The 25,859-nt window shown below is 60.8% G+C and carries 22 protein-coding genes; 14 read left to right on the forward strand and 8 right to left on the reverse strand.

Features of this window, described 5'->3' with window-relative positions:
* Positions 1-31: 31 nt before the first annotated feature.
* Positions 32-304: a lysozyme inhibitor LprI family protein gene (locus tag OKW30_RS03375; RefSeq protein WP_260336484.1), complete on the forward strand. Its 273-nt coding sequence runs from the start codon at positions 32-34 to the stop codon at positions 302-304.
* Between the two features lie 99 nt (positions 305-403).
* Here the strand turns inward: OKW30_RS03375 and OKW30_RS03380 are convergent, their stop codons facing one another.
* The 3 genes from OKW30_RS03380 to OKW30_RS03390 all read right to left on the reverse strand — a co-directional run bounded on the left by OKW30_RS03380 (position 404) and on the right by OKW30_RS03390 (position 4,420).
* Complete coding sequence (locus tag OKW30_RS03380; protein WP_429345957.1) at positions 404-1,693, reverse strand: MFS transporter; 1,290 nt, start codon at positions 1,691-1,693, stop codon at positions 404-406.
* A 51-nt stretch (positions 1,694-1,744) separates the two neighbouring features.
* Positions 1,745-3,073: an MFS transporter gene (locus OKW30_RS03385; RefSeq protein WP_429345958.1), complete on the reverse strand. Its 1,329-nt coding sequence runs from the start codon at positions 3,071-3,073 to the stop codon at positions 1,745-1,747.
* A 72-nt stretch (positions 3,074-3,145) separates the two neighbouring features.
* Positions 3,146-4,420, reverse strand: a complete 1,275-nt coding sequence (locus tag OKW30_RS03390; protein WP_184068486.1) for a glucarate dehydratase family protein — start codon at positions 4,418-4,420, stop codon at positions 3,146-3,148.
* A gap of 205 nt (positions 4,421-4,625) precedes the next feature.
* Between OKW30_RS03390 and OKW30_RS03395 the strand changes: the two genes are divergently transcribed.
* The 3 genes from OKW30_RS03395 (at position 4,626) to OKW30_RS03405 (ending at position 6,361) form a co-directional block, all read left to right on the forward strand.
* Positions 4,626-5,330 (forward strand): GntR family transcriptional regulator, encoded by a 705-nt coding sequence (locus OKW30_RS03395; RefSeq protein WP_184068489.1) that lies wholly within the window; start codon positions 4,626-4,628, stop codon positions 5,328-5,330.
* Positions 5,331-5,622: 292 nt separating this feature from the next.
* The gene (locus tag OKW30_RS03400) at positions 5,623-5,880 is read left to right on the forward strand and encodes a hypothetical protein (RefSeq protein ID WP_429290070.1); all 258 of its coding nucleotides are present in this window, start codon (positions 5,623-5,625) and stop codon (positions 5,878-5,880) included.
* A gap of 133 nt (positions 5,881-6,013) precedes the next feature.
* On the forward strand, positions 6,014-6,361 hold the full coding sequence (locus OKW30_RS03405) for a hypothetical protein (RefSeq protein WP_429346099.1): 348 nt from the start codon (positions 6,014-6,016) through the stop codon (positions 6,359-6,361).
* Between the two features lie 97 nt (positions 6,362-6,458).
* Here OKW30_RS03405 and OKW30_RS03410 read toward each other — a convergent pair whose 3' ends face one another.
* Together OKW30_RS03410 and OKW30_RS03415 are read right to left on the reverse strand one after the other, a co-directional pair.
* Entirely contained in the window at positions 6,459-7,472 is a 1,014-nt protein-coding gene (locus OKW30_RS03410; protein ID WP_184068495.1) for a Gfo/Idh/MocA family protein, read from the reverse strand.
* A gap of 176 nt (positions 7,473-7,648) precedes the next feature.
* Positions 7,649-9,313 (reverse strand): alpha-amylase family protein, encoded by a 1,665-nt coding sequence (locus OKW30_RS03415; protein WP_429345959.1) that lies wholly within the window; start codon positions 9,311-9,313, stop codon positions 7,649-7,651.
* Between the two features lie 48 nt (positions 9,314-9,361).
* Between OKW30_RS03415 and OKW30_RS03420 the strand changes: the two genes are divergently transcribed.
* Positions 9,362-10,975 carry an alpha-amylase family glycosyl hydrolase gene (locus OKW30_RS03420; protein WP_429345960.1) on the forward strand — a complete coding sequence of 538 codons (1,614 nt, stop codon included), beginning with the start codon at positions 9,362-9,364 and terminating at the stop codon, positions 10,973-10,975.
* A 74-nt stretch (positions 10,976-11,049) separates the two neighbouring features.
* Here the strand turns inward: OKW30_RS03420 and OKW30_RS03425 are convergent, their stop codons facing one another.
* Positions 11,050-11,907, reverse strand: coding sequence for a helix-turn-helix transcriptional regulator (locus OKW30_RS03425; protein ID WP_429345961.1), 858 nt, complete (start codon positions 11,905-11,907; stop codon positions 11,050-11,052).
* A 104-nt stretch (positions 11,908-12,011) separates the two neighbouring features.
* Here OKW30_RS03425 and OKW30_RS03430 point away from each other — a divergent pair, with 104 nt between their 5' ends.
* A complete protein-coding gene (locus OKW30_RS03430; RefSeq protein WP_429345962.1) occupies positions 12,012-12,911 on the forward strand; it encodes an SDR family oxidoreductase in 900 nt (299 codons plus the stop codon).
* Between the two features lie 56 nt (positions 12,912-12,967).
* Here OKW30_RS03430 and OKW30_RS03435 read toward each other — a convergent pair whose 3' ends face one another.
* Positions 12,968-13,660 (reverse strand): phosphatase PAP2 family protein, encoded by a 693-nt coding sequence (locus OKW30_RS03435; protein ID WP_429345963.1) that lies wholly within the window; start codon positions 13,658-13,660, stop codon positions 12,968-12,970.
* A gap of 247 nt (positions 13,661-13,907) precedes the next feature.
* On the opposite strand from OKW30_RS03435, the gene OKW30_RS03440 reads away from it, so the two are divergent.
* The 3 genes from OKW30_RS03440 (at position 13,908) to OKW30_RS03450 (ending at position 16,018) form a co-directional block, all read left to right on the forward strand.
* Positions 13,908-14,780 (forward strand): endonuclease/exonuclease/phosphatase family protein, encoded by an 873-nt coding sequence (locus OKW30_RS03440; protein WP_187630603.1) that lies wholly within the window; start codon positions 13,908-13,910, stop codon positions 14,778-14,780.
* 139 nt (positions 14,781-14,919) lie between these two features.
* Entirely contained in the window at positions 14,920-15,705 is a 786-nt protein-coding gene (locus tag OKW30_RS03445; RefSeq protein WP_184068515.1) for a COG4705 family protein, read from the forward strand.
* A 133-nt stretch (positions 15,706-15,838) separates the two neighbouring features.
* Positions 15,839-16,018, forward strand: coding sequence for a hypothetical protein (locus tag OKW30_RS03450; RefSeq protein WP_262421625.1), 180 nt, complete (start codon positions 15,839-15,841; stop codon positions 16,016-16,018).
* A 310-nt stretch (positions 16,019-16,328) separates the two neighbouring features.
* Here the strand turns inward: OKW30_RS03450 and OKW30_RS03455 are convergent, their stop codons facing one another.
* Positions 16,329-17,513 carry a glycosyl hydrolase gene (locus OKW30_RS03455; protein ID WP_429345964.1) on the reverse strand — a complete coding sequence of 395 codons (1,185 nt, stop codon included), beginning with the start codon at positions 17,511-17,513 and terminating at the stop codon, positions 16,329-16,331.
* 1,879 nt (positions 17,514-19,392) lie between these two features.
* Between OKW30_RS03455 and OKW30_RS03460 the strand changes: the two genes are divergently transcribed.
* The 5 genes from OKW30_RS03460 to OKW30_RS03480 all read left to right on the forward strand — a co-directional run bounded on the left by OKW30_RS03460 (position 19,393) and on the right by OKW30_RS03480 (position 25,671).
* Positions 19,393-20,037, forward strand: coding sequence for an SCO family protein (locus OKW30_RS03460; protein WP_429345965.1), 645 nt, complete (start codon positions 19,393-19,395; stop codon positions 20,035-20,037).
* Positions 20,038-20,054: 17 nt separating this feature from the next.
* The gene (locus OKW30_RS03465) at positions 20,055-22,013 is read left to right on the forward strand and encodes an RICIN domain-containing protein (protein ID WP_429346100.1); all 1,959 of its coding nucleotides are present in this window, start codon (positions 20,055-20,057) and stop codon (positions 22,011-22,013) included.
* Positions 22,013-22,447 (forward strand): hypothetical protein, encoded by a 435-nt coding sequence (locus OKW30_RS03470; RefSeq protein WP_184074558.1) that lies wholly within the window; start codon positions 22,013-22,015, stop codon positions 22,445-22,447. Before OKW30_RS03465 ends, OKW30_RS03470 begins: the two co-directional genes overlap by 1 nt.
* 461 nt (positions 22,448-22,908) lie before the next feature.
* Positions 22,909-25,170 carry a polysaccharide biosynthesis tyrosine autokinase gene (locus tag OKW30_RS03475; protein WP_429345966.1) on the forward strand — a complete coding sequence of 754 codons (2,262 nt, stop codon included), beginning with the start codon at positions 22,909-22,911 and terminating at the stop codon, positions 25,168-25,170.
* Between the two features lie 228 nt (positions 25,171-25,398).
* Positions 25,399-25,671, forward strand: coding sequence for a hypothetical protein (locus OKW30_RS03480; RefSeq protein WP_429345967.1), 273 nt, complete (start codon positions 25,399-25,401; stop codon positions 25,669-25,671).
* Positions 25,672-25,859 lie beyond the last annotated feature (188 nt).

The following is a 25,859-nucleotide window of genomic DNA, read 5'->3' on the forward strand; positions in this document are numbered from 1 at the left end:
TATATCGGCTTGTGCGCAATTCGATTACGAAATGGAAGCTAAGACCCTGAACAAGAAGATTGCCGAAATAGAAAAGGTAACGAAAGACTATGATCGCGAGCATCGAGCAAACGGAGAACCTGAGGCACTTCCTTTTTTCGAAAAGGCGCAAGCGAACTGGCAACGTTACAGGGACAATAATTGTTACTCAGAGGTTTATCAGGTTGGGCAAGCATCATTGCACTTTGTATACTTTTGGGACTGCATGACCCGAATGACAAAGAACAGGCTTGACGAATTGACCAGGCCGGACGCTGACGAATGACAAGAAGCGGCCCCGCGCCTGCGGGGTCGTGCCTGCAAGGGCAGGGGACGCCAGTTATCCGTGCCACGTCCCCTCACCCTTTCACCCGCCAGCGTTACTTCAATCGCGCAACTTAACCGCCGTCATCCGCGGCATCAACAGATGAATGATGCCCAGCGCAACCAGATACGCCGACGCGCCGACCGTAAAGAGCGCCCAATACTGCCCCGTGCGCTGCAAGGTCTCGCCGATCACGCCGGAAAAGAAGAACGAACCGACCATCCCCGCCACGCCGCCGATACCGACCACCGTGCCGACCAGCCGCTTCGGAAACACGTCGCCGACGGTCGTGACGAGGTTCGCCGACCAGCCCTGGTGCGCCGCTGCCGCGAGACCAACGGCGAAGACCGCCCACCACAGGCTCTGGAAATACGACAACGTTGCGATCGGCACCACGCACAATGCACAAATGAGCATCGTGAGCTTGCGCGCGAAATTCGGCCTGTTGGTGCGGGCCATCAAACGCGACGACAGCCAGCCGCCCGCCACGCTGCCGACCGATGACATCGTATAGATAGCGATCAGCGGCAGGCCCATGTTGCCGATGTCGATATGGCGCGACTCATTGAGCCACTTGGGCAGCCAGAACAGATAGAACCACCACACCGGATCGGTCAGCAGCTTGCCGAAGACAAACGCCCACGTTTCGCGGTACTTGAGCACCGACAACCAGCCGACTTTCTGCTCGATAACTTCCTCGCGATCCGCATTGATGTAGTCGAGTTCTTCCTTCGACACCGATGGATGCTCCGAAGGCTGCCGATAAACGAGCATCCACACCGCCAGCCAGATGAAACCGGTCGCGCCGCCCGCGATGAACGTCGCGCGCCAGCCCCACATCACGGCAGCGATCGGCACGAAGGCCGGCGCCACGATGCCGCCGATCGTCGCGCCCATGTTCCAGAAGCCCGTCGCTAGCGCGCGTTCCTTCTTCGGAAACCACGTGGCGGTAGTGCGGATCGCAACCGGAAAATTGGCCGCCTCGCTGAAGCCGAGCAGACCGCGCACCGCCGCGAAGCCCGGCACGGTCGATGCCACCGCGTGGAGCATCGCCGCGAGACTCCACAGCGCCATCGCGCTGCCGTAGACCTTCTTGGTGCTGACGCGATCCGCGATGCGGCCGAAGATCGCGAGACCCACCGCATAGGCGACCGTAAACACCATCACGGTCTGTGCATACTGCACCTGGCTCCAGCCGATATCCTTTTGCAGCAGCGGCGCGAGCAGCCCGAGCATCTGACGATCCATGTAGTTGATCGTCGTCGCGGCGAAGATCATCGCGCAGATGGTCCATCGGTATCGTCCGACGGCCGTGCGTGCGACGGCCGTCGTGGCTTCTATCGTTTTCATCGTGTCTCCTAAGGTTTCTGGAAATAGTGTCTATACGGTTGTTCGATGCAGTTAATGCGCGGAGGCGGGCATTCCTTCGCGCGGGCTCATGCGGGAGAAGAACACGACCCCGGCGGCCACCACCGACATCACCGCGAGTCCAGTGAGGCCGCCCTCGATCGAGCCGGTTTTCTGTTCGAGGAAGCCGAAGGCCGCTGGCGCGACGAAGCCGCCGAGGTTGCCGATCGAGTTGATCAGCGCCAGCACCGCGGCGGAAATCCGCGCGTCGAGATAACCCTGCGGGATCACCCAGAACAGTGACGAGGCGGCCTTGAAGCCGATCGCCGCAAAGCAGATCGCGACGAACGAAAACACCGGGCCGCCCTGGCCGGCCGCATACATGCCGAGCGCGGCGATCAGCAGCGCGCACGCGACCCACGCCTGCTGGAACTTGAAGCGCGCCGCGAGCATCGCGAACAGATACATCGCCGCGATCGAGATCAGCCACGGAATCGAGTTGTACAGGCCGACCTGGAAATCGTTGAAATGGCCCATCTTGCGGATGATGCTGGGCAGCCAGAAGGTCGCGCCGTAGATGGTCAGCGATACCGCGAAATAGATCAGGCAAAAGATCAGGATTTGCGGATCGCGCAGCAGCGCGCCTATCGATGGCTTGACCGGGTGCGCGGCAGCGCGCTGGCGTTGCTCTTCGCCGACCGCATCGAGCAAGGCGTCCTGCTCGGCGCGGGTGAGCCAGGCGGCGTCGCGCGGCTTCGAGTCGAGCCACAGCAGGATGAAGCCCGCGAGCACCACCGAGAACATGCCTTCGATGATGAACATCCACTGCCAGCCGCGCAGCCCCGCGCCTTCGATCAGCATCAGCCCGCCGGAGATCGGCCCGGACAGCACCGACGCGAGCGCCGAGCCGCTCAGGAAGATCGCCATCGCCTTGCCGCGCTCGCTGCTCGGCAGCCATTGCGTGAAGTAGTAGATGACGCCGGGAAAGAAGCCCGCTTCGGCCGCGCCGAGCAGGAGCCGCATCGCGTAGAACGACGTCTCGCCGCGCACGAACGCCATGCCGGCCGCGGCCAGCCCCCACGTGAGCATGATGCGCGCGAGCCACAGCTTCGCGCCGTAGCGCTGCAGCAGGATGTTCGACGGCACTTCGAAGATCGCGTAGCTGATGAAAAAGAGCCCCGCGCCGAGCCCATAGGCCGCCGCCCCGATGCCCAGATCGGCGCTCAGATGCTGGCGCACGAAGCCGATGTTCACGCGGTCGATGTAGTTGACGATGAACATCACGACGAACAGCGGCAGCACGCGCCATTTGATCTTGCGCACCGCGCTCGCCAGCGCGCCGGCGAGCGCGGGCCGCGCCGTGTCGGCAATCGGGCTACTCATGGGAGTTGTCTCCTTCGATGGCGACGCGCGTTGCGCGTCGCAGGGCTCGTAGGCGCGGATTGGAAGCGGGAGCTAAAAGCGCGGATTCTTGCCGGTGAAGCCCGGCTCGTACTTGCGCATCTGCGAGAGGTCATCGCGATTGCGCACGCCGCACGACAGATACTGCGCATGCAGTTCGGCGAGCCGCTCGCGGTCGAGCTCGACGCCGAGGCCCGGCGTGGTGGGCACGCGCACCGAGCCGTTGTCGAACTCCACGCGGCCGCCCTTGATGACTTCTTCCTCCTGCCACGGATAATGCGTGTCGCACGCATAGGTCAGGTTGGGGATGCTTGCCGCGACGTGCGTCATCGCCATCAGGCTGATGCCGAGGTGCGAGTTCGAGTGCATCGACATGCCGAGATCCCACAGCTTGCACATGCGCGCGAGCGTCTGCGTCGCGCGCAGGCCGCCCCAGTAGTGGTGATCCGACAGCAGGACCTTGACCGAACCCATCTCGGCGCCGCGCCGGAAATCATCCATCGTCGTGATGACCATGTTGGTCGCGAGCGGCAGGCGCGTGTGCTTCGCCAGTTCGGCCATCCCTTCGAGACCCGGGCACGGGTCTTCGTAGTACTCGAGCAGCTCGTCGAGTTCAGGGGCGGCGGCGATGCTCGTTTCGAGCGTCCAGTTGGCGTTCGGGTCGAGGCGCAGCGGCACGCCGGGGAACGCCCGATGCAGCGCGCGCATGCACGCGATTTCGTGTGCCGGTTCGAACACGCCGCCCTTCAGCTTGATGCTCTGGAAGCCATACAGCTCGATCATTCGCCGCGCCTGCGCGACGATCTGCTCGGGGCTCAGACCTTCGCCCCAGGCATCGGGTGCATAGGGCTTGTCGACGTGCTCGGCGTATTTGAAGAACAGATAGGCGCTGTAGGGCACGGCGTCGCGCACCTTGCCGCCGAGCAGGTCGACGACCGGCGCGCCGACGATCTGCCCTTGCAGATCGAGCATCGCGACTTCGAGCGTGCTGATGACCTTCGGCGCGTTCTTCGCCGAGTGCGAGCCCGGCGCGAGTTCGAATTCGACCGCGCCCGGGCTCGCCTTGATCGACGCTCGCACGCGCTCTTCCATCCGATTGAGGTCGAACGGCGACAGGCCGGTCACCAGCGACTTCGCCTGTTCGAGCACGCGCAGCATCGGTTCGTCGCCATAGGTCTCGGAGATGCCGACGCGGCCGTCGCTCGTCTCCAGTTCGACGATGGCGCGCAGTGCCCAAGGTTCGTGGATTCCGGCGGCGTTGAGCAGCGGGCCGTCGCGGAAGGCGATCGGGGTGATGCGCACCTGCGTGATGGTGATGTCGCGAGTCATGATGGCAATCGGCATAAGAGGAGTTTGATGGGACGGATGGTAAAGCACTAATGTATTAGTGCGTTACTGGGGTAAGTACCCATGTGCACTGTTCGCGGAATTCCGCTCGCAAGCCCGCTGGCAAGGGCGTGCGTCGGCTATAGTACTAGTGCCTCAGCGGACCGCCATGCCGGGTCACGCCTGCTTCCATGCTTCAGTTTCTGCCATGAAAAACCACGCTCATTCGTCGACGGTAACCCGGCTCGACCGCTCCCGCCACGCCGCGCCGCAAGTATTCGAACGACTGCGCGAAATGATCCTTTCCCTCGAACTCACGCCGGGTACGGTGCTGTCGCGCACCGAGCTGGCGAACCGCTACGGGCTCAGCCAGACGCCCGTGCGCGACGCGCTGATGAAGCTCGGCGAGGAAGGTCTCGTCGACATCTATCCGCAGCACGCGACGGTCGTCAGTCAGATCAACGTGACGTCCGCACTGCAGGCGCATTTCCTGCGCCGCTCGATTGAACTCGAAGTGGTGCGCACGCTCGCGCAGCAGCGCGACGCCACGCTGATCGCTGAACTGCGCCTGACGATCGCGCGGCAAACGGAAGTGCTCGACCTGAAGAACTACGAGCAGTTCTCGCTGCTCGATCAGGCGTTTCATCGGCAGATGTACGAGGCGGCCGGCGTGCCGCAGCTATGGGATCTGGTGCGTAGGTTGAGCGGCCATATCGACCGGCTGCGGCGCCTGAATCTGCCGGTGGAGGGCAAGACGATAGCGGTCGTGCGCGATCACACCGAGATCGTCGATGCGATCGACAAAGGCGATGTCGAGGCGGCGCAGGCAGCGCTACGCAAGCATCTGTCGGGGACGCTGAGTCAGATCGATCAGATCCGCACAAGTCATCCGAATTTTTTGGCGGACGAGTGAGCGTTCGCTGAATCGCTGGCTACGGCTGGTTCACGGTCATTCTGAATGGACCGCCGTTCGCGGCCGCGTGGGATACCGCTTCGTTGAGCGGACCGCAACATCCTCGTTTTCATGTTCATCGAACCGGAAGCACGGCGGCTGTTCGGACCCGCCTGGGAAAACGAAGCGCGCCGCATGTGGATCGCGCACGACGCGAAGGCCCTAAGACCTTGGTCCGATTGACGCGACAGCCACGCGTGGCACCCTTGTACAAAGCCGGAATACTCATATTCAACCTGTCAGGGAGGTCGCCATGTTTTCATGGAGCCGGGAGTTCGCGGTCGCGGTCACGGCTGTGTTCGTGATGGCTTGCGCGGGAAGCTCCTGGGCAACCGAACAGGCTCAGCAGCGTCGCGCCGGACGTGACGTTCGCCAGGAGACACGCCAGGGTTCCCGCCACACGAAGCAGGAGTGCCGGGCCACGGACCAGAAGAGCAATTCGCAATGCCGGCAGGACAAGCGGCAAACCAAGCAGAACGGCCGTCAGGCGGCCAGGAATATCAAGTATTGAGCGTTTGCATTCGCGTGCGCCAGCTGGGCACTGAACCAGCGACAGCAGGGGATGGCAGACACCACGTCCACCAGATCAAGCGGGGAAGCTGATGCGAGCCTGCCGATACGTAGCGCTTTGCACCTTGCCGTTCATGATCGTCGGCTGTAACACGCCTCCGATCGCACCGGGCAAGCCGGTCGATATCCCGACTGCCCTCGAGCAGGTTCTCCAGGGCCTGTGCAATTTCCGCAAAGATCAGGCCGGCCGGAAGCAGGATCTGGGCGCTGCAATCGACTCTATCACCGTGGAACTCGACCTGACCGTCGACGGAGCGAGAAATCCCCCGGTGGCGGTGGCACCGGATATCCAGTTCATTCCCACGGTTAGCTATGGTCAGATCATGACGGCAAACAGGGGTAGCAGACTCGTGCTTACGCTGAAAAACACCGTCAGCGGTGCCCACGGCGGCGACTGCGATGTCACCGCGCCGGGCAGGTAAAGACCACTTTCGCTCGCCATAGTCTATGGCTTTGCGAAAGCGGACAACTGGGCACTTGCCGCGCGTCGAACAGCGCGGCAAGTGCAAGCGTTGCACGTCAACCTTGGGCGATGCTCTCCCACGCGCCCGATTGAGCCGAGCGGAACACGGCATCGATCACCCGCATATTCGCGCGCGCATCTTCTAGCGGAATAGCCTGCGAGCCCCCACTCAGGATCGCCTCCGCGAACGTGGCGGCGGCTACGCCATATTGATCGCACACCGCAAGCTCCAGCCAGCGATCAGTCGCGACACCGTCGCTATTGTGCTCACTGATTAGCAGGCGCGTCGGTCGATCGTTTGGTGCATTGAATGGAATTTCGACTTCGATTCGCCCCTTGGTACCGTGAAATTGCATCCGCTGGTACGGATAGGTCTGAGTCGAGTAAAAGAAACTCGCCTGCACGCCATCGAAGTCCATCAGCACGGAGCCGAGCCGGTCCACTTTGAAGGTGGGATCCTGCTCCACCAGTGCAACTACGCGCCGTGGCTCACGCCCGATAGTGAAGCGCGACGTCGTGATCGGATAACAACCAATATCGAGCAGACCGCCGCCGCCTAGCTCGCTCTTGTTGCGGATATTGTGTTCGTTCGTGTTGTGATAGGTGAAACCGCCGGTCACTGCCCGCAATTCGCCGATCGCGCCTTCGTCGATCAAGGTCCGCACCTTCAACCATTGCGGATGCGTGCGAACCATGAACGCTTCCTGGATGTATCGGCCGTTCTTGTCGCGCGCGGCGATCAGCCGTTCAACCTGTTGAGCGTCCAGGCTGATCGGCTTCTCACACAGGACGTGCTTGCCCGCCTCGACCGATTTGATCGTCCATTCCACGTGGAGATGATTGGGTAATGGAATATAGACCGCGTCGATTTCCGGGTCCGCGAGGAGCGCCTCGTAACTATCGTATGCGACAGCCAGACCATACCTGGCCGCGGCTTCCCGCGCCTTCTCCGGAGAGCGTGACGCGATGCCTTTCACCCGACACTTCGGCGCGTTGTGCATGGGCACGACCACCTTGTCGTTGATCTTTGCGGCGCCCAAAATTCCCCAGACTATTTCATCCTTTGCCATGACATCCCTTCATTCGATTGCGTATCCGATGAGTCGAGCAGGCGGAACATTCGCGTGAGTCGACAAGTCGCGTGAGTCCGCGAACGACCAGAAGCACGCGATCGTATCAGTTTAACCGTGTCGCCCCGCGATACCCGATACCCGGTCCGACCGAAGGCACGATCGCGACTCGTCAGCTAGACCTCGGTCCGCCTGAGCAGATAGCCGAGGCCGCCCACCCGATACCATCGGTAGCCGAACGGCTCGAGCACCACCGCGTGGCGGCCGCCATCGTCGGACTCGCTGTGGTCGTCGGACAGAAGATTGATCAGCGACTGTCTACCCGGTTCGTCGGAGCTTAGGCGGAATTCGACGGTACACGCTTCGGCGCGGAAATTATGCAGAAACAGCACGGAGTTGTTACGCCACTGATAACTGAGCGCGAGCACATTGATTCGCGAGGTAGGCAGCACTTCGAAGTCCCCCCAGCTGATTTCCGGCACTTCCTTGCGCATGCGAATCATCCGCTCCGTCCAGTTGAGAAACGAATCGGGATCGCGTCGCTGCTTCGCCACGTTGACCCGCTCGAAGCCATAAGCCCCGCTGCAGATCGTCGGGACGGGCGGGTTTGAATGACTGGTAAAGCCGCCTTGCGGCTCGCCCGACCATTGCATCGGCGTGCGCGCACATTGGCGCTCGGGCAGGCGCAGGTCGTCGCCCATGCCGATTTCATCGCCGTACCGGAACACGGGCGTGCCGGGCAAACTCAACATGAGGCTGTAGGCAAGTTCAAGGCGGCGTCTGTCGCCCGACAGCATTGGCGCAAGTCTGCGGCGGATGCCGCGCCCATACAGCTGCATGTCGGGGTCCGGAGCGAACGCGGCGAACACTGCCGCGCGCTGAGCGGGCGTCAGCCGGCCCAGATCGAGTTCGTCGTGATTGCGCAGAAACACCCCCCATTGCGCGCTCGGCGGCCGTGGCTTCGTCGCAAGGAGCGCGTCCTTCAACGGCTTCGTGTTGCCCGTCGCGAGCGTGTAGAACGTGTTTTGATTGACCCGGAAGTTGAACATCATCGGCAGGCGCTCGCCCTCGTCGCCGAAGTAGTGGAGGTCGGTTTTGGGCGGCACGTTGGCTTCGGCCAGAATGATCGCATCGCCCTCGCGCCACTGCAGAAACTCGCGAAACGTTCGCAACATGTCATATTGCTCGACGGGGCGGCGCACCTTCGGGCCCTTCGTCGCGATGACGAAGGGCACCGCGTCCATGCGGAATCCGGAAACCCCCAGCTGGATCCAGAAGCCCATGATCTTCAGCAATTCCGCCTGCACATGCGGATTCGATGTATTCAGGTCCGGTTGAAAATCATAGAAACGATGAAAGTACCAGCGTCTCGCCCGCTTGTCGAAACTCCAGGTCGACTTCTGCACGCCCGGAAACGCGACGCCACGTTGCGCATCGGGCGGTTTGTCGTCCGACCAGACATACCAGTCGCGATACTTCGAAGCGGGATTGCTGCGTGCTTCCAGGAACCACGGATGCTGATCGGACGTGTGATTGACCACCAGATCGATGATGACGCGCAAGCCCCGCTCGGCGCACGCATGCGTAAGCTCGGCGAAATCGCCGAGCGTGCCGTACTTCGGGTCGACGTTGTAATAGTCGCAAACGTCGTAACCGTTATCGCGTCCGGGCGAAGGGTGGAAGGGCATCAGCCAGATCGTCGTCATGCCAAGCCCTTGCAGGTAATCGAGCCTGCGCATCAGGCCCTGGAAGTCGCCGACGCCGTCGCCATTCGCATCCATGAAGGTGCCTACCGAGAGGCAATAAATGATCGCGTTCTTGTACCAGAGGTCATTGAGCATAGGTTCCGCGCGTAGCGCCAAAACGATCGATCGCCAAGAGGAATTGCAATGTCGGAGCTTGCGTGGTGGCAACGCGGCGTGATCTATCAGATCTATCCGCGCTCGTTTCAGGACAGTAACGGCGATGGCATCGGCGATCTACCCGGCATCAGCGCGCGGCTTGAATATGTCGCGGCGCTAGGCGTCGATGCGGTGTGGATCTCCCCCATCTACCCGTCGCCCATGGCCGACTTTGGCTATGACGTCGCGGACTACTGCAACATCGATCCGATATTCGGCACTCTGGACGGGTTCCAGCAATTGATGGGCCACGCACATCGGCTTGGGCTCAAGGTGCTGCTCGATTTCGTGCCGAATCATTCGTCGAGCCGGCATCCGTGGTTCGAGGAAAGCCGCTCGTCACGGGACGATCCGAGACGCGACTGGTATCTGTGGCGCGATCCCGCGCCTGATGGCGGCCCGCCGAACAACTGGTTGAGCCGCATGGGAGGCTCGGCGTGGGAGTGGGACGAGGTGACGGGACAGTACTACTATCACGCGTTTCTGCGGGAGCAGCCTGATCTGAACTGGAGAAACCCGCAAGTACGCCGCGCGATGGATCAAGTGCTGCGATTCTGGCTGGAACGCGGGGTGGACGGCTTCCGCGTGGACGTGCTGTGGCTGTTGATCAAGGACGCGCAGTTTCGCGACAATCCGCCCAATCCCGGCTATCGGCCCGGCGAGCCGGAACATCATCGGTTCTTGCAAAGTTACACGGAGGATCAGCCGGAAGTGCATGAAATCGTCCGCTCGATGCGAGCCACCCTGGACGAGTACGGCGAGCGCGTGCTGATCGGCGAAATCTATCTGACTGTCCCGCAACTGGTGAAGTATTACGGCGTGAACGGCGAAGGTGTGCACATGCCGTTCAATTTCCAGCTGCTCAACGCGAGATGGGACGCGCAGAACATCGCCCGCATGATCCGGGATTACGACATCGCGTTGCCCGAATACGGGTGGCCGAACTGGGTGCTGGGAAACCACGACAATCCGCGCGTTGCATCGCGCGTCGGCGCGGCGCAGGCGCGGGTGGCCGCTGTGCTGCTGTTGACGCTCCGAGGGACGCCGACGCTCTACTACGGCGATGAGATCGGCATGACGGATGGCTATATCGCGTCAGATGAGATCCAGGACCCGGCGGAACTCCGGCAACCGGGCATTTGCCAAGGGCGCGATCCCGAGCGCACGCCTATGCAATGGGATGGCTCGCTGGCGAATGCGGGCTTTACGGACGGCAAACCGTGGTTGCCGATAGCGACGGCGACGAGCGTGCGCGAACAGGACGGCGACATGTCGAGCGTGTTGTCGCTCTATCGGCGCCTGCTGAGCCTGCGCCGCAGCAACGCCGCGCTCGTGCGGGGCACGATCGAGAACGTCGTTGCTGACGGCGACGTGCTGACCTATGAGCGGCGATACGGCAATCAACGCCTTTTCATCGCGCTGAACATGGGGGTCGAAGATGCCACCGTGCAGTCGCGCCCGGGCATGGTGTTGCTATCGACGGTGAGTACGCGCATCGGCGAAACCTTCGTGCAGGGCGCCAATTTGCTTGCCGCCAGCGAGGCGGTCATCGTGTGCGATGCCGTGCGGCCAATTAATGGGCCGAACGATGCAGTTCGGTAGTCGTTCCACGAGCAATTGCGGAGTCGCCCGAGTGCGATCCGGCGGCCGCGCTCGCGCTCGAGCGTCAAAGCCGATCACGCAGCGGTCAAAGGCGCGGCGCTGGCACTCTCATCCATCGATGAAACGGTACTGCGGATGCGCGCCGCGATTCGCGCGTCGAGCGGCGTGTACACGAGCATGCTCAGGTCTGGCCGACCATCGACGGCGAACAGCGAATACTCCATTTCGATGGTCCCGAACGCAGGATGCAGCAGGCGCTTAACGTGCTGTCCTTCGCTGTGGCCGAATACCTGGTTTTCGCGCCACATGCGTTCGAAGTCCGGGCTCGCGCGACACAGATCGTCGACCAGATCGCCCACCTCGGAAGCGAGCCTCGCGCGAGCAACGTCCGCTCGGAACGTCCCCACGACGAAGCGCGCGACACTCTCCCAGTCGTGCTGTTTTGCCCGGACGGCCGGATCGCCGAACAGGAAGCGCAGGATGTTGCGCTGGCCCGGCGGCAGCGCGCTGTAGTCGGTCAGCACCACGGCTGCGGCGCGATTCCACGCGACGACGTCCCACGTCGCGGTCTTGATGATCGACGGGCTGGCATCGAGTGAATCGAGCACGCGCTGCAAGCGCGGGTCCACTGCGTCGGTGGACCGGTAGCGCACTTCCGGGGGGCGTCCGAGACCCAGCATGAAAAGATGTTCGCGCTCGGTATTCGTCAGCATCAGCGCCGCGCAGATCCGCTCGAGCACCGCGACGGATGGCGCGCCGCCGCGGCCCTGCTCGAGCCACGTGTACCACGTCGAGCTGATATTCGCGCGCTGCGCCACTTCTTCCCGGCGCAATCCGGGCGTGCGCCTGCGGCCCGAGAAGCCGAAGCTGGCCGGCTCGAGCCGCGTGCGGCGGCTGCGCAGAAAGTCCCCGAGGGTTTGGGCGGTGTTCACTGGGATGATTAACCTGTTAGTCGCTTTACCGGGATAAGCTCACTACTTCAATAGCATAGTGAATGATCGCATAGTGCGTCGGCGGCTATTCTGGAGACTTGACCATGCGAATCTTTCTGACGGGCGCAACCGGGTTTATCGGCTCGGCTTTGGTGCCCGAACTTATCCACGCCGGGCATCAGGTCATCGGCATGACCCGGTCCGATCAGGGCGCGCAGGCTCTCAGCGCAGCTGGTGCGGAGGTCCATCGCGGCACGCTAGAAGACACCGACAGCTTGCGCAGCGGCGCCGCGAAGGCGGACGCCGTCGTTCACCTTGCTTTCGACCACGATTTCTCGCACTTCGTGGAGAACTGCGAGAAGGACAAGCGTGCTATCGCTGCACTGGGCACGGCGCTGGCCGGCTCGGATCGGCCGCTTCTGATCACGTCGGGCACGGGCGTCGGCAGCCGCGATAACGGGCAGCCGGCCACCGAAGACGTGTTCAACACCAGTCACCCGAACCCGCGCATCGGCTCGGAGCTGGCCGGCAACGTGCAGCTGGAGGCGGGCGTCAACGTGTCGGTGATGCGCTTGCCGCAAGTGCATAACCCGTACCGGCAAGGCCTCATCACGCCGCTCATCCAGATCGCGCGGGACAAAGGCGTGTGCGCATATGTGGAGGAGGGACGCAACCGCTGGCCGGCGGGGCATCTGTCGGATGTCGTGCGGCTGTACCGGCTCGCGATCGAGAAGGGCGAACGCGGTGCGCGCTATCACGCGGTCGGCGAAGAAGGTGTTAGCGCCCGCGAGATCGCCGAGGCGCTCGGACACGGCCTGAAGTTGCCGGTCGTCTCGATCGCGCGCGACGAGGCGCAGGCGTACTTCGGATGGATGGCGATGTTCGCCGCGCTCGATATGCCGGCATCGAGCGCGCAGACGCAGGCGCGTTTGGGCTGGCGACCGACAGGTCCGACGCTTCTCGCGGATCTGAACGAAGCGCGTTACGTTCAGGTGTCCGCGTAGCTTTCGCTGTCAGCCGCCGTCGCACGAGAACAAACCTGGAGCAACCATCGCCGCCATCATAGGTGTTTCATTACGCCACTCGCCAGCTTGCGCAATTCGTCGAACTGCGTGACGAGCTGGAGGCACAGAATAAAGGCCAGCGTCGCTGCGGGCGCCGGGTGGCGTTCGGTCCATCGCAGCACCGGCGTCGCGTAGCGTACGCGGATCGCATCCCGCGTCATCACCGATGTAATCACGATTCCCACCGCGGCGCCCACCAGCAAATCGGTCGGATAGTGAAAGCCGAGATAGGCGCGCGGAAGGCAAATGAACAGCGCAGTATAGAGAAGCGCCAGCACGCCGACGCGCCGCGACATCAGGAAGATGCCGGTGGCGACCGCCATCCATAGCATCGCGTGATCGCTCGGGAAGGAACTCCAGTTGGTCAGCACTGCGTCCTTGATTTCGCCGCTGGCAAAGCGCAGATGCAGTTCGGTGTCGTAGACGGGGCGCACCCTGAATGGCAACCAGTGAGTCAGCAGTCTTCCGACGACGAGCGCCACGATGCCGCTGACAAGCGTCGCGAGAACCATTTCTCGCCGCCATTCGCGGCACTCGTCTTGCTGAAACCACATCCACCACAGCACGGGAATGAGTACGAGGCCTTTGAAGGTGTACAGGTTGTCGATGGCCTGGATGGATAGAGTCGCGAAATGGCCGAAGTGTATGTTGGACAGATATGTTTCGATGGACAAATCGAAGCTATTCATTGTTTTCTAAAGAAATTGAGCCGGTCGCGGATGAGGGTCAGCATAATTCATCGCATGCACGGCATTTTTTGGCGCTTACTTTCACTGACAATTTTTACCGCGAAATTTCATCGCTAACTTTCAGTGACCCTGTGGACGCTCATAACAAGGGGAGGCGTGTGATTGAAATGCGCCCGTCCTGTCCAGCGCTGAGTCACCGCGCAGGATGCGGCGATACACTGTAGCCGGATCTTTCAAGGAGGCCGTCATGAAACTGGTCGACTGGAACATTCAGTGGGGATGCGGCGTCGACGGCCGCGTCGACCTCGGACGGATCGTGCGGGAAGCACGCGCGTTGTGCGACTTCGACGTCCTGTGTCTGCAGGAAGTCACGCGCGGCTTCAACGAAGAACCGGCGGCCGGCGGGCTGAAAGGCGCGCCATCGTCCGATCAGTTCGCCGAACTTGCCGCTCTGCTGCCGGAGATGACCGTGCTCGATGCGATCGGCTCCGATCTGCCCTCGTTGGGCGCGAGCCGTCATCGGCGGCAGTTCGGTAATGCCATCGTGACCCGTTTGCCGGTTCGTCAGGTGCTGCGCCATTCTCTGCCGTGGCCCGCGGACCCCGCCAAGCCGTCGATGCTGCGCGTCGCGCTCGAAGCGGTGCTCGAAGCCGACGTCGGTCCGCTTCGTGTCATCACCACGCACCTCGAGTTCTATTCGGAGAAACAGCGGCTCGCACAAGTGGCGAGACTGCGCGAGTTGCATCAGGAGGCGTGCGCTCACGCGCGCGCTCCCGCGCGTGGCGAGAAGCCGGACAGTCCGTTTGCCGATACGGCGCGCCCGGTCAGCGCGATTGTCTGCGGAGACTTCAACAGCGCACTCGAAGACACCGCCTTTTGCCGAATGCTCGAACCGATCACCGACGCTCCGGCGTTCGTCGATGCGTGGGCCCGCGCGCACCCCGGCGAGCCGCGTGCCGCGACGGTCGGCCTATACGATCGCGAGCAATGGCCCGACGGAGCATTCGCGTGCGATTTCGTTTTCGTCACGGAAGACCTGAGCGCACGCATTGCATCGTGCGATGTCGATCAGCACAGCCGCTCGTCCGATCATCAGCCGATGTGGCTGGAACTGCGTTGAAGGGACTCGGCGTTACCGCCCCGTTATTGGCGCAGGAAAATCTGACCGCGTGATTCGGCGGGATGCTTAAGGTGCTGTTAAGGGTTGCTCTGCGATGGTTGAGCCTATGTTCAAGCCATGAGAATAGTGAGCACGTCACATGAATAGCAACCCGTCGCAAACTCGCGCGCATGCAGTCAGTAAAGTCCCGCAGATCACGCTGGGCTTCTGGATCATCAAAATCGCCGCCACGACGCTTGGCGAAACGGGCGGCGATTGGGTGACCATGTCGCTCAAATTGGGTTATCTGATCGGCACCGCGATTTTTGCGGTTATTTTTATTGGGCTGGTCGCAGGGCAGATCAGGGCGGAGCGGTTCAATGCCTCGCTCTATTGGGCGACCATCGTTGCAACGACCACGCTCGGTACCACGCTGGCCGACTTCTTCGATCGTTCGGTGGGAGTCGGCTATCCGGGCGGTGTAGTCATCGTCTTCGCGCTTCTGCTTGCGAGCGTGGGCGTCTGGTACAAATCGGAAGGTACGGTGGCGGTGCAGAGCGTAACCACGCCCAAAGCCGAGTGGTTCTATTGGGTGACGATCCTCTTTTCGCAGACACTGGGTACGGCCTTGGGCGATTGGGTGGCGGGATCGGACCGAGGCGGTCTGGGGCTTGGCTATGAGTACGGCGCTTTGATCTTCGGTGGGGGGCTGCTGATCGTCGGTGCGCTTTATTACTGGTCGCGGCTGTCACGGACCGCTATATTCTGGGCGGCGTTCATCCTGACGCGTCCGCTCGGCGCGACCTTGGGGGACCTGCTCGACAAACCCATTTCCCAAGGTGGGCTCGAGATCAGCCGACTCTATGCGTCGGTGATTCTGTGTTCGTTCATGGCGCTCTGCGTGATTTTCTTACCGCAACGTCCTGCTGGGCGAGCGATGCGGTAGATGGCGCGAAGAGGCTACGAATGTTCGGGAATAGCCATTGCGTGCCCGCTTTCGCCGCGACACCGACGCGCAGAACGAGCGCGTCGACCTATCGGTAGCGCGCCCGCTCGACGTCCATTCAATCGAGGCCGACATGAAGAATCCGTGGACGAAGAAGAACCCGTTCCTGAGCATGTGGTTAAGCGGCGCCAATACCGTCGCCAACTCAGCGCGGGTAAGAACGACAGCGGCAGCCAAACGCGCGACCTCCGCATTCTGGAGCGCCGCACTCACCTCACCGAAGCCGAAGAAAAGCAGAAAGACGCGCCGCTGAGCGGACTCGTCCGCTGTCGGGCGAATATGCCGGCTGGCGTGCGCGACCGGACGCACGGCGTATCTGGATCGGGCGTTTCTCGACTCTCGGGTGGCGCGGCGTTGTTTGCCGTGTCTGCTCCTTCGATTACGGCAGCGACGAGTTTGACGCAACGCATTGGCACAGTGCCAGTTCATCCTCGCGAAGCTCGGCCTCGGGAATTTCGCTGCGCGCTCAAACTGGATGCGGTCCTGTCAACCCGGCCAAAACGGAAAAACGAAGGAGCGCCATAGTCGGCGCTCCGTTCATTCATGGGTTACAGCAGGCAGGCTTACTTGATCGCAGTCAGGTAAGAGCCGGACAGGAAGCGTTGCGAACGCGGAATGGTCGCCGTGTAGGCCTGAATCGCGGCGGCAAGCTGCGGACGAATCAGGTTACGGTTGTAGTCGTAGATCGAATAGCCGTCGCCTTCGCCATTGCTCGGATCGCCGTTACGCACGACATACCAGAACGCCTTTGCCACCGAACCGTTGTTCATCAGAACCTTCAACTGGTTGAATGCGGCCGTTTGTCCGGCGTCCGTACCGTTGGTGCCATTGTTGGTCTCGGTCAGCCAGATCGGCTTCGCGCCACTGCTGACGAGGTTCGACACCGTGGTCATGAATGCCTGCACCATCATGTCGTATTCGGCGCTGCCGAAGTAGGGGTGAACGTCGACGACATCGATCGTGGTGTTCAACGGGCTGGAAGCACTCTTGGTGTTGTTACCCATTGCCTTGATGTAGTCGGTCGCCTGGATCAGCTCGCTGCCCGCGGGCGGTTTCCAGCCGTTATTCGGGTACGCCGAGTTGTAGAAGTACGAGATGCCCTGAGTGTGCAGAACCGTTTTGTAGCCCGACTGGCTTTTCGTGTTCAGGATCTGCCGGGCTTCCGAATAGAGCGTCTTGCTGCGATTCAGAATGTATCCGGAGATACCGTTCGGATCGCCGTAAGACGGGTCCGAAGCGGAGAACGACCAGTTGGTCTCATTGAACAGTTCGATGTCAGCCGTAAAGGGCAGAACGACGTCCATGAGCGAGCCGAGATACTTCGTGAACGTCGCGTCGCAGAAGTCGAGTCGCGGTGACGATGCGGTCGGCGGATTTTTGGTGGCCGGGCATTGGTATGCGCTAGACGGCGCGTACATGCCCACCTGGAAAAGAATCTTCATGCCGCGCGTGCGCGCGGCGTTCAGAAGCGACTTCAGAAAGGCCACTTTGTTGGGGTCCAGCGTGCTGCCGTCGGCCAGCGTCATGAAGTCCCACGAAACGCCGAGGCGAACCGTACCGACGCCCAATCCGGCAATCAGATCGAGGTCCTTTGAGCATTCGTTCAGCGCCGTCTGATCCGCACTCCAGAGATTGCAGTTCACGTCCATTGCAAAACGGTCGTTTCCGCTTCCGGTGGGCGGGGGCTGCAGCGCCGCGAGTTGCTGGGCGGTGGCGGCGGTCGAACTCGTCTGGGAGAACGCTGGCATCGATTGCCCGCACAACAGGGCTAAAACGGCGAATAGTGAGTAGAGTCTGAGTTTCATGGCTTAGCTATAAATTGCTACTGACCGGGGATGGGCCGAGAACGTTGGAATTACGTTTGCCGATGACCATCAGTGCCTGAAGCGATGGCATACGTAACGCAAACACGTCAAACGCGTGAGTCAACGGTCGCTGACATCACGATTGAAAATGCTCTTGCACGGGATATGCGGGTTTCGTATCGATCGTCGCGAAACGGTTCAATCGCCTTGTCCCGCCCGTTGCACCAGGGCGCGGTTATAAGGCTGACCGTTCGCCTGAACCGGCGGAGAGCCATTGTCGGGGGGCACTACGCCGTTGCTGTATGGATCTGTAGCGGCGTTCGCGACTGTGTCGGCAGGCAGGGAGTTGGCGGTCACGGACGCGGTGCTGCCATCATCGCTTGTTTCACCGCCACAACCTGCAAGGCTTAGTACGCCTGCGATAAATGCAAGCGCCGAAGCAGTTTTTGCGATCTGGGGAAGCCGACGAAATGACGGTTTCAGTCTTGGAGAGAGTCTGCTGGAGAAGGACATCTGTCTATCAAGGCCGATGGAACCTGGCCGCTAAAACGAACAACGTTCGCGTGAGAAGGACGTCGCCACGAAAAAATACGCAACAACACGAAGTACAACTGAATAATGATCGGCTTTTGTCAAGAGCCGCCCGCTGCCGCACTCGCGTGGGGCATTAATCACGTTTTAATCTTCAGATTTCATCCTACTGAAAACCCGCTTTCATCATTTTCAATCGGAAGATTCGGTAATTCGTCGCAAATTGCGAAGTTTTTCCAATTGAATTAAAATCGACAAGGTTTTCCCTGAGTGATCTGATGAATACGAATGATACAGAATTGGAACAATTCTTTCCCCATCGGACGTAACTAAGCGTAACAACGAAATTTGTGCTATGTGATCCTATCGGTAACGTGTCCCTCCTCCCTTCCCACGCTTATCCAGACGCGTTCTCACGCCCGAGTTCGAGATTCACAAAACAACAAAAAACCCGTTACAAAATTGTTACTTGTCGCTTTTAGACAGTCGGGGTGCTTTAATTTCCGTCAATGTATGGTTCTTATCGGATGGCTCGGGACCTAATTAAATGACAATTAAATGTTTCGGTATGGTTTTAGAAAGAAAAATAATGTTGCCGAGGCATTTATATGCGCCGCACCGCTCGCACCAAATAAATCGCGGAATGCGAATTTTGCCACGGTTTGACTTTGGGCTTTGGAACAAGGAGACAGCCGGGAGCCAGGGGCGCGGAACCTGCATATCATCGCCAGCGAAACACGCGCAATGGCTCGCCGTGGTCGCGGCGAAACTCGAAGCCGCCGGAACACCGGCGCTGCTTGCTATTCGCCATCGCGGACTTGCCATCGTGCCGATGCTGAGACCTTGTTGGGCAACCCCTTCGTTGTAGGAGCAGGGCTTGGCAGTTCGGTAACGGTCAGCCGAGTCTCTTCGGCCAGGCCGACCTGGTCCGCCTGCCTGACGCGTCTTGCCGCCACGTTTGAGCGCGCAATCCATTTTCGCGACTTCGCCATTTCCGCCGCCTCACGACGAATCTCAGGACGGCATAGGGTTTTGCTCGGGCTTTCTAAAACACCCAGTTTTTGAAGTTTCATTGTTATGTGGCCGACCTCACAAAGCGGAGCAAGTCGGGGGCCTGACGCTGTCATTTTCCGGAAGGTTCTCTGCTACGCTCCCGAATGCCGTTGATTCGCAATTAGAAAGCGAACGTAGCCGTCGCGCGACTCGTGCGCATTATCGCGCGGGTAACACGCAATAAAAGATGGCGACAAATGGTTCTGCGAGCCATTACACGTTGCGGGAGATCATAGTCATGTTCCATCAACACGCGCCGACTCGCGCGGCATTGCGTGCGTGCGCGCCGGTCCGAAGTCCGAGGCGCCGCGCGCTGCTGCGTGGCGTATCGGCCGCGGCGTTAGCAGGCGTTTCTTTTCCGCTATACGCGCAGCACGCAAGCGTAGGACTCGTCACGCCGCCCATTCGTCTCGACGACTTCTGGCTGGTCGATCAAAGCGGCCAGAAACGGTTGCTAACCGATCTGTTGCGTCAGAAAGTGACTGCGTTGCAGACGATTTACACAGGATGCACTTCAGTTTGTCCTTTGCAGGGTGCGCTGTTCAGCACCGTTCAGCAACGGATATCGCAGTTGCAGCACCGCTACCCCGTTCAGTTGGTGTCGATCGGAATCGATCCGCTTTCCGACTCGCCGCCCGCGCTGCACGCATGGCTCATGCGCTTCCAGGCCGGACCCGAATGGCGGGCGGCCACGCCGACGTTGCAGGACGTCGACCGGATGCGCAAAGCGCTTTCGGGCAGCACCCTGCCACTCGGCAACATTGCCGATCACTCGACCCAAATCTACTGCTTCGACGCGAACGCAATGTTGCGCTGGCGAAGTGATGACCTGCCTCGCGCGGATCAAGTTTGCGATGTACTGGGCGCATTAGGGCGTGTGTAACCTATTGGACTGAGGCTATGTCACAAAACCGATCGTTTGGAATCCTCTTGCAATTGTTCGACAGGTGCGTGAAAGCGTTGCTGCCAATCACATTCATGGCGGCGCTTTCGATGTTCTCCACAACTGCCGACGCGCAGACATCGAGCACGCTCACCGTCAACGGCACGACCTTGTGCGCCGATGTGAACGCCGAATCGAAGACGCCTGGCGCCTCGGTTATCGAGTGGACGTGCAATGGCGGGAATAACCAGCACTGGACACTGACGCAGAACAACGGGCTTTATCAGTTCGTCAACGTCAACAGCAACCTTTGCCTCGACATCTACGGTGTCAGCACGGACGCCGGCGCTGGGGCGGACCAGTGGACCTGCAATGGCCAGGCGAATCAAAGCTTTCAGCTGATCCCGCAAGGTGGCGGCTTTGCAATCGTCGCGTCGCAGAGTCACCTGTGTCTGGCTGTTGCCAGCCTCACGGCGAAGGGCTCGCAGATCACGCAGCAGCCTTGCAGCGGAACCGCTCTGCAGACGTGGCAGATCAGCGGCATGACCGCGAAAACATTGCCGGCAAAGTGGACTACACCCTATAACCTGTCGATCGTGCCGGCAGCCGCGGCGAATCTGCCCGATGGCACCGTGGTAGTGTGGTCCGCCGACCAGAAGCTGGACTTTACGGCTGGCGAAGTCACCCCCGGCAACACATACACCGCAATCTTTAACCCGACTACAGGCACGAGCAAACAGGTTCTCGTGACGAATACCGGCCACGATATGTTCTGCCCGGGCATCGTCAATCTTCCGGATGGCCGTATTTACGTCACTGGTGGCTCGAGCAGCGACGCGACGAGTTTCTACACGCCTTCGACTGGAAAATGGACGTCGGGTCCTCTAATGAATATTCCGCGCGCCTACCACGGCAGCGTAACGTTGAGCAATGGCAACGTATTCCTGGTGGGCGGCTCGTGGAACGGAGGCGAGGGCGGCAAGACCGGCGAAACCTGGTCACCGAGTACGGGTTGGCAGCTCAATAGCGCCATTCTCGCCGACTACATCCTCACGAATGACGCGGCTGGCATTTTCCGCTCCGACAATCATGCATGGCTGTTTGCGGTGGCAAATGGGCGAGTCTTCCACGCCGGTCCGAGCGTTGCCATGCACTGGTTCGATACCGCCGGCGCGGGCAGCGTGACGCCTGCCGGCAACCGGGGCAGCGATGCCGATGCGATGAACGGCAACGCCGTTATGTACGATATCGGCAAGATCCTGGCTGTAGGCGGTGCGCCGAGCTACGAGTATGCCAACGCGACTGCGGACGCCACGCTAATCGACATCAGCAGCGGCACCGCGGTGACGCAAACGCTTACGCCGATGAATTACCGCCGCGCCTTCAACACCAGCGTGGTCTTGCCGAACGGTCAGGTGGTAGTCCTGGGTGGAGAGGCGTACCCGGTAACGTTTTCGGACGACACCGCCGTGCTGGCGCCAGAGTTGTGGGACCCTACCACCAAGACTTTCTCGGTGCTCCCGCCGCAAGCCGTGCCGCGTAACTATCACAGCATCGCACTGCTGTTGTCGGACGGTCGCGTACTGAGTGGTGGCGGTGGACTGTGCGGAAGCTGCTCGACAAACCATACGAACCTCGAAATACTGACGCCGCCGTACCTGCTCAACGCGGACGGCTCGGCGGCAACACGACCGAGCCTCACAGCCGCGCCCACTACGGCACAGCTCGGGACATCGATCGCCGTAACGGGCAGCAGTGGCATCACGGCCTTTGCGTTGATGCGCATGTCTTCGTCGACCCACGCGGTCAACAACGAGCAGCGGCGGGTACCCGTGACTTTCACGGTAGGAACGGCGGGCGAATATCTGATCAATATTCCTTCCGATCCGGGTGTCGTCGTGCCTGGCTACTACATGCTGTTTGGCCTGAACGCGAAGGGCGTGCCGAGCGTTTCGCGCACGGTGCAGATCCAGTGATGGCGTTACGGTCACGGCGAACCGCGGCGCGTGCGCTGGCGCTGGCGCTGGCGAACATCACGTATGTCGCGCATGGCGCGCCGCCTTGTGAGTCGAACGATCTCGGGTGTTCGATCTTCAACGGGCAGCATTCGGTTGAGGCGCAATTGCGCGACGACGATCGTCTGTTGCCCGGCTCGACCACCCGTTGTGCGAACTGCCATTCGCAAACCGGCTCGGGCGACGCATTCGCACCACCCTTGACCGCCGGCAACCTGTTTCCTGCGAAGAGTCGAAGGGACGGTCCGGCGAGCAGTTACGATCAGGCAACGTTCTGCAGGGCGCTGAGGGAAGGCATCGACCCGGTCAACGTAATGTTGCGCAAAGCCATGCCTCACTACCGGATATCCGAGACAGAGTGTGCGGCGCTCTGGCATTTCGTGACGAAGCGCTAGCACCTTTGCGTGCGGTTGCGCGAATTCGGCGCCATTTGCTCCATCAGCTTTTGTCGGTGTTTTCACGCTATACGGGCGCTTGTTCGAAATGATCGAAATAGTGACATCGCAATTGCGCACGACCCCGTTGGTGCGAAAAATGCGAATGTGCGGCAGCGTACGGAGGTGCGGCAAGCCGTCAGATAGGCTGCGATGACTTCTGCTATGAATAACTCGATTTCTGTTTGCTGGCGCAATACATAGGATGCGGAAAAATTAGAAGTCTGCGCCAGATCTGGCGGAAGTCTCTTTTAGACCATAAGACGATTCATTTCGAGCACGCTTGCGAGCAGGACTGACGTACTCGGCCTGTGCGTCCGATTTCAGCTGTCCCGTGACAAAAAGCGAGATCTGGCAACGCCGCATCGCCTGCACATTAAATCGAGCTTCCACCCTTTTCGTACACCCGCCCTGGGGTTTCGATGAATCAGAACTCTCTGCTTACGAATGCTGCCGTGCTCCGGAATAACGATGTAAGTCTTTCGCGTTATTTCGACGTTCTAATGGCCAACCGTTGGCTGGTCGGTGGAATCGCCGGCGGCGTGCTCGCCGTGGGCGTGGCCTACGCGTTTATCGCGCCGTCGGTGTACCAGGCCGATATTCTCGTGCAGGTGGAAGACAGCATTCCGACCAGCAATTCAAAAAGCCCGCTGGGCGACGTCTCCAGCATGTTCGACGTCAAAACAGAGGCGACGGCTGAAATGGAAATCCTGCAGTCGAGAATGGTGGTCGGAAAAGCGGTCGACGATCTGCACCTCGACGTCAGCGCAAAGCCCAGGCGCTTTCCATTGATCGGAGACTGGTTGGGCCTGCAAGCCCGGAGTCTTTCCGAGCCAGGTATCTTTGGATTTGGCGGATATGCATGGGGCGATGAAGCGATCAAGGTGTCCAGCTTCGACGTCCCGGAAGCATTCGAAGGCGAGAAGTTCGTTCTGACGGTTCTGGAGGGCGAACGCTACCGGCTGGAGCAGTCGGATCTCAGCGAGCCGATCGAGGGTCGCGTGGGCGAAAAGCTCGACACGAAACTGGCCGATGGCGCGATCACGCTGCAGGTCGATTCGCTGAACGCAAAGCCGGGCACGCAATTCATTCTGGAGAGACAGTCGCGCGAAAAGACGGTGGAAAGCCTGCAAAACCGGCTGACCGTGTCGCAGAAGGGTAAAGACAGCGGCATCATCGGCGCGTCGCTGATGGGCTCTGAGCGGCTGCTGACGGCCAGCACGCTCGCCGAAATCGGCAATGCGTATGTTGACCAGAATCTGAAGCGCAAGGCGGCGGAAGCCGAGAAGTCGCTTGCGTTCCTGAGCGAGCAGCTGCCGCAACTCAAGAGCGACCTGGAGCGCGCCGAGGGACGCTATAACGACATGCGCAACCGCATGGGCGTGTTCAATCTGAGTGAGCAGGGCAAGGCCTATCTGGATCAAAGCGTAGCCGCGCAGCGCAGCCTGCTCGAACTGAAGCAGAAGCGCGCGGAGATGGGCGCGATCTACGCGCCGGGTCACCCCGCGATCCAGGCGATCGATCAGCAGATCGGCATGCTGAGCAGCAGGATCGGAAGCTTGTCGCAGCAGGAACAGGCGTTGCCGGACCTGGAGCAGAATGCGGTGCGCCTGACCCGTGACATGAACGTGAACAACGAGCTTTACGTCGGCATGCTGAACAACATGCAACAGCTCAGACTGGTTCGCGCCGGCAAGGTTGGAACGGTGCGGTTGATCGATAACCCGGTGGTGCCGAAAGAGCCGATCAAGCCGAACAAGCTTCTGGTGATTGTCTATGCTGCGTTGGGCGGCCTGATTCTGGGCGTGGGTGCTGCGTTCGGGCGTACGGCGCTGTATCGGGGCGTGACCGACGCGCAGGAGATCGAGGAGCAAACGGGCCTGAACGTCTATGCGAGCGTGCCGCTGTCGCAGGCGAAAGTCGCGCGAATCGGCAAGACGCCGAAGCTGCCCGCCGGCGAGAAGTTCCTGCTGGCGAGCGAGTTTCCGCGCGACCCGTCGATTGAAAGCCTGCGCCGACTCAGAACCGCGCTTCATTTTGCCATGCTGGAATCGGAATCGGGCGACAATCGCGTGCTGCTGACGGGGCCGACGGAACAGGTGGGCAAGTCGTTCCTTTCGGCGAATCTGGCGGCGGTCGTATCGGCGGCCGGCAAGCGGGTGTTGCTGATCGACGCGGACCTGCGCAAAGGTCATCTCGAGCAATACTTTGGTCTCGACTCGACCCCCGGCCTGGCTGACTATCTGTCGTCGGACGTGACGTCCGACCCGGTGATCACGCGTGACGTGCGTCCGGGCCTCGACTTCGTTGCGCGCGGAGCGATACCGGAGAACCCGGCCGAGCTTCTGGTGAGCGAACGCATGCAGCAATTCCTCGCGAAGACGAGCGAATACGACGTCGTGCTGATCGACACGCCGCCGGTGCTCGCCGTATCCGACGCGACCGCGCTTGCGGATAGCTGCGGCACCGTGTTGCTGGTGACCCGCTTCGAGACCACTTCCATTGCGCAGGTGGTGGAGGCGACCGCGCAGCTCAAGCAGGCGAATGCCCGGGTGAAGGGTGTGATCTTCAACGGGATCGATACGGATGTCTATCGCTATAGTCTGGGTGCGCGCGCAGACCTCTATCGCAGTGCTTCCTATCTCGATGCACTGCCGGCCAGTGGAGAGACAAAGCAAGGCTAGCCTTCACGGCGCGAGGGCCGTCGTCACGAATGACGATGAAGAATCAGCCGACTTTCGGCTTGGATGATTGGCGGATATCAAAGACTCATTTGTCAGTGTCGCTGGAGTTGTACTGAGTCAGGCGCTCAATTTCGTTTCGATTCTATTGATCGGGAAGTTCTGCGGGCCGATGGCTCTCGGGTACTTTTTATCCGCTCGTTAATCGGCTTGCGTCTGGAGGTTGCGTGCATGGCGGCGGACAAGGCCCAGGCCGTGCGTGCAATGACGAGTTCCAGCGCCGTCGCCATACCGATCGGCCCGCGCTTGGTGGCCACGATCATTTCCGGCCCCTCCGATTCGATTCCGGTGATCGCCCTCGCATTCGGCGTGTTTCTGCAACAGACGCTGGGTGAAGCGCTGACCAGCGAAAGGGAGTACACGAAGATCGCCACGGTCCGTTTCTTATCGATCACTGCGTTCGCCGGGCACTTCATCTGCCTGATGGCGCTTTTTGAAAGCTGAGCGCGCGGGCACCGGCGTCTTCATCTATGGCGGGATCTTTCCGACCTCTCTGTTTGTGCCGGCCGGCGTCTGCCATTTTGATGCTGATGATATTCGTCCATCGCGACGCCGGCAGCTTCGCGGTCGCCTACCGCGTCGGCTATTTTCGTACGTCACGTTCTTCTGAACCCGCGCGCCGCCGGCGATAC

Origin of the sequence: Paraburkholderia sp. Clong3 (assembly GCF_050436485.1) — a bacterium.
GTDB lineage: Bacteria > Pseudomonadota > Gammaproteobacteria > Burkholderiales > Burkholderiaceae > Paraburkholderia > Paraburkholderia tuberum.

Excerpts from the sequence above, each read along its gene's own strand:
- OKW30_RS03375 (WP_260336484.1), top strand. The coding sequence starts at position 32 with ATGGAAGCTAAGACCCTGAACAAGAAGATTGCCGAAATAGAAAAGGTA.
- OKW30_RS03380 (WP_429345957.1), bottom strand. The coding sequence starts at position 1,693 with ATGAAAACGATAGAAGCCACGACGGCCGTCGCACGCACGGCCGTCGGA.
- OKW30_RS03385 (WP_429345958.1), bottom strand. The coding sequence starts at position 3,073 with ATGAGTAGCCCGATTGCCGACACGGCGCGGCCCGCGCTCGCCGGCGCG.
- OKW30_RS03390 (WP_184068486.1), bottom strand. The coding sequence starts at position 4,420 with ATGACTCGCGACATCACCATCACGCAGGTGCGCATCACCCCGATCGCC.
- OKW30_RS03395 (WP_184068489.1), top strand. The coding sequence starts at position 4,626 with ATGAAAAACCACGCTCATTCGTCGACGGTAACCCGGCTCGACCGCTCC.
- OKW30_RS03400 (WP_429290070.1), top strand. The coding sequence starts at position 5,623 with ATGTTTTCATGGAGCCGGGAGTTCGCGGTCGCGGTCACGGCTGTGTTC.
- OKW30_RS03405 (WP_429346099.1), top strand. The coding sequence starts at position 6,014 with ATGATCGTCGGCTGTAACACGCCTCCGATCGCACCGGGCAAGCCGGTC.
- OKW30_RS03410 (WP_184068495.1), bottom strand. The coding sequence starts at position 7,472 with ATGGCAAAGGATGAAATAGTCTGGGGAATTTTGGGCGCCGCAAAGATC.
- OKW30_RS03415 (WP_429345959.1), bottom strand. The coding sequence starts at position 9,313 with ATGCTCAATGACCTCTGGTACAAGAACGCGATCATTTATTGCCTCTCG.
- OKW30_RS03420 (WP_429345960.1), top strand. The coding sequence starts at position 9,362 with ATGTCGGAGCTTGCGTGGTGGCAACGCGGCGTGATCTATCAGATCTAT.
- OKW30_RS03430 (WP_429345962.1), top strand. The coding sequence starts at position 12,012 with ATGCGAATCTTTCTGACGGGCGCAACCGGGTTTATCGGCTCGGCTTTG.
- OKW30_RS03435 (WP_429345963.1), bottom strand. The coding sequence starts at position 13,660 with ATGAATAGCTTCGATTTGTCCATCGAAACATATCTGTCCAACATACAC.
- OKW30_RS03440 (WP_187630603.1), top strand. The coding sequence starts at position 13,908 with ATGAAACTGGTCGACTGGAACATTCAGTGGGGATGCGGCGTCGACGGC.
- OKW30_RS03445 (WP_184068515.1), top strand. The coding sequence starts at position 14,920 with ATGAATAGCAACCCGTCGCAAACTCGCGCGCATGCAGTCAGTAAAGTC.
- OKW30_RS03450 (WP_262421625.1), top strand. The coding sequence starts at position 15,839 with ATGAAGAATCCGTGGACGAAGAAGAACCCGTTCCTGAGCATGTGGTTA.
- OKW30_RS03455 (WP_429345964.1), bottom strand. The coding sequence starts at position 17,513 with ATGCCAGCGTTCTCCCAGACGAGTTCGACCGCCGCCACCGCCCAGCAA.
- OKW30_RS03460 (WP_429345965.1), top strand. The coding sequence starts at position 19,393 with ATGTTCCATCAACACGCGCCGACTCGCGCGGCATTGCGTGCGTGCGCG.
- OKW30_RS03465 (WP_429346100.1), top strand. The coding sequence starts at position 20,055 with ATGTCACAAAACCGATCGTTTGGAATCCTCTTGCAATTGTTCGACAGG.
- OKW30_RS03470 (WP_184074558.1), top strand. The coding sequence starts at position 22,013 with ATGGCGTTACGGTCACGGCGAACCGCGGCGCGTGCGCTGGCGCTGGCG.
- OKW30_RS03475 (WP_429345966.1), top strand. The coding sequence starts at position 22,909 with ATGAATCAGAACTCTCTGCTTACGAATGCTGCCGTGCTCCGGAATAAC.
- OKW30_RS03480 (WP_429345967.1), top strand. The coding sequence starts at position 25,399 with ATGGCGGCGGACAAGGCCCAGGCCGTGCGTGCAATGACGAGTTCCAGC.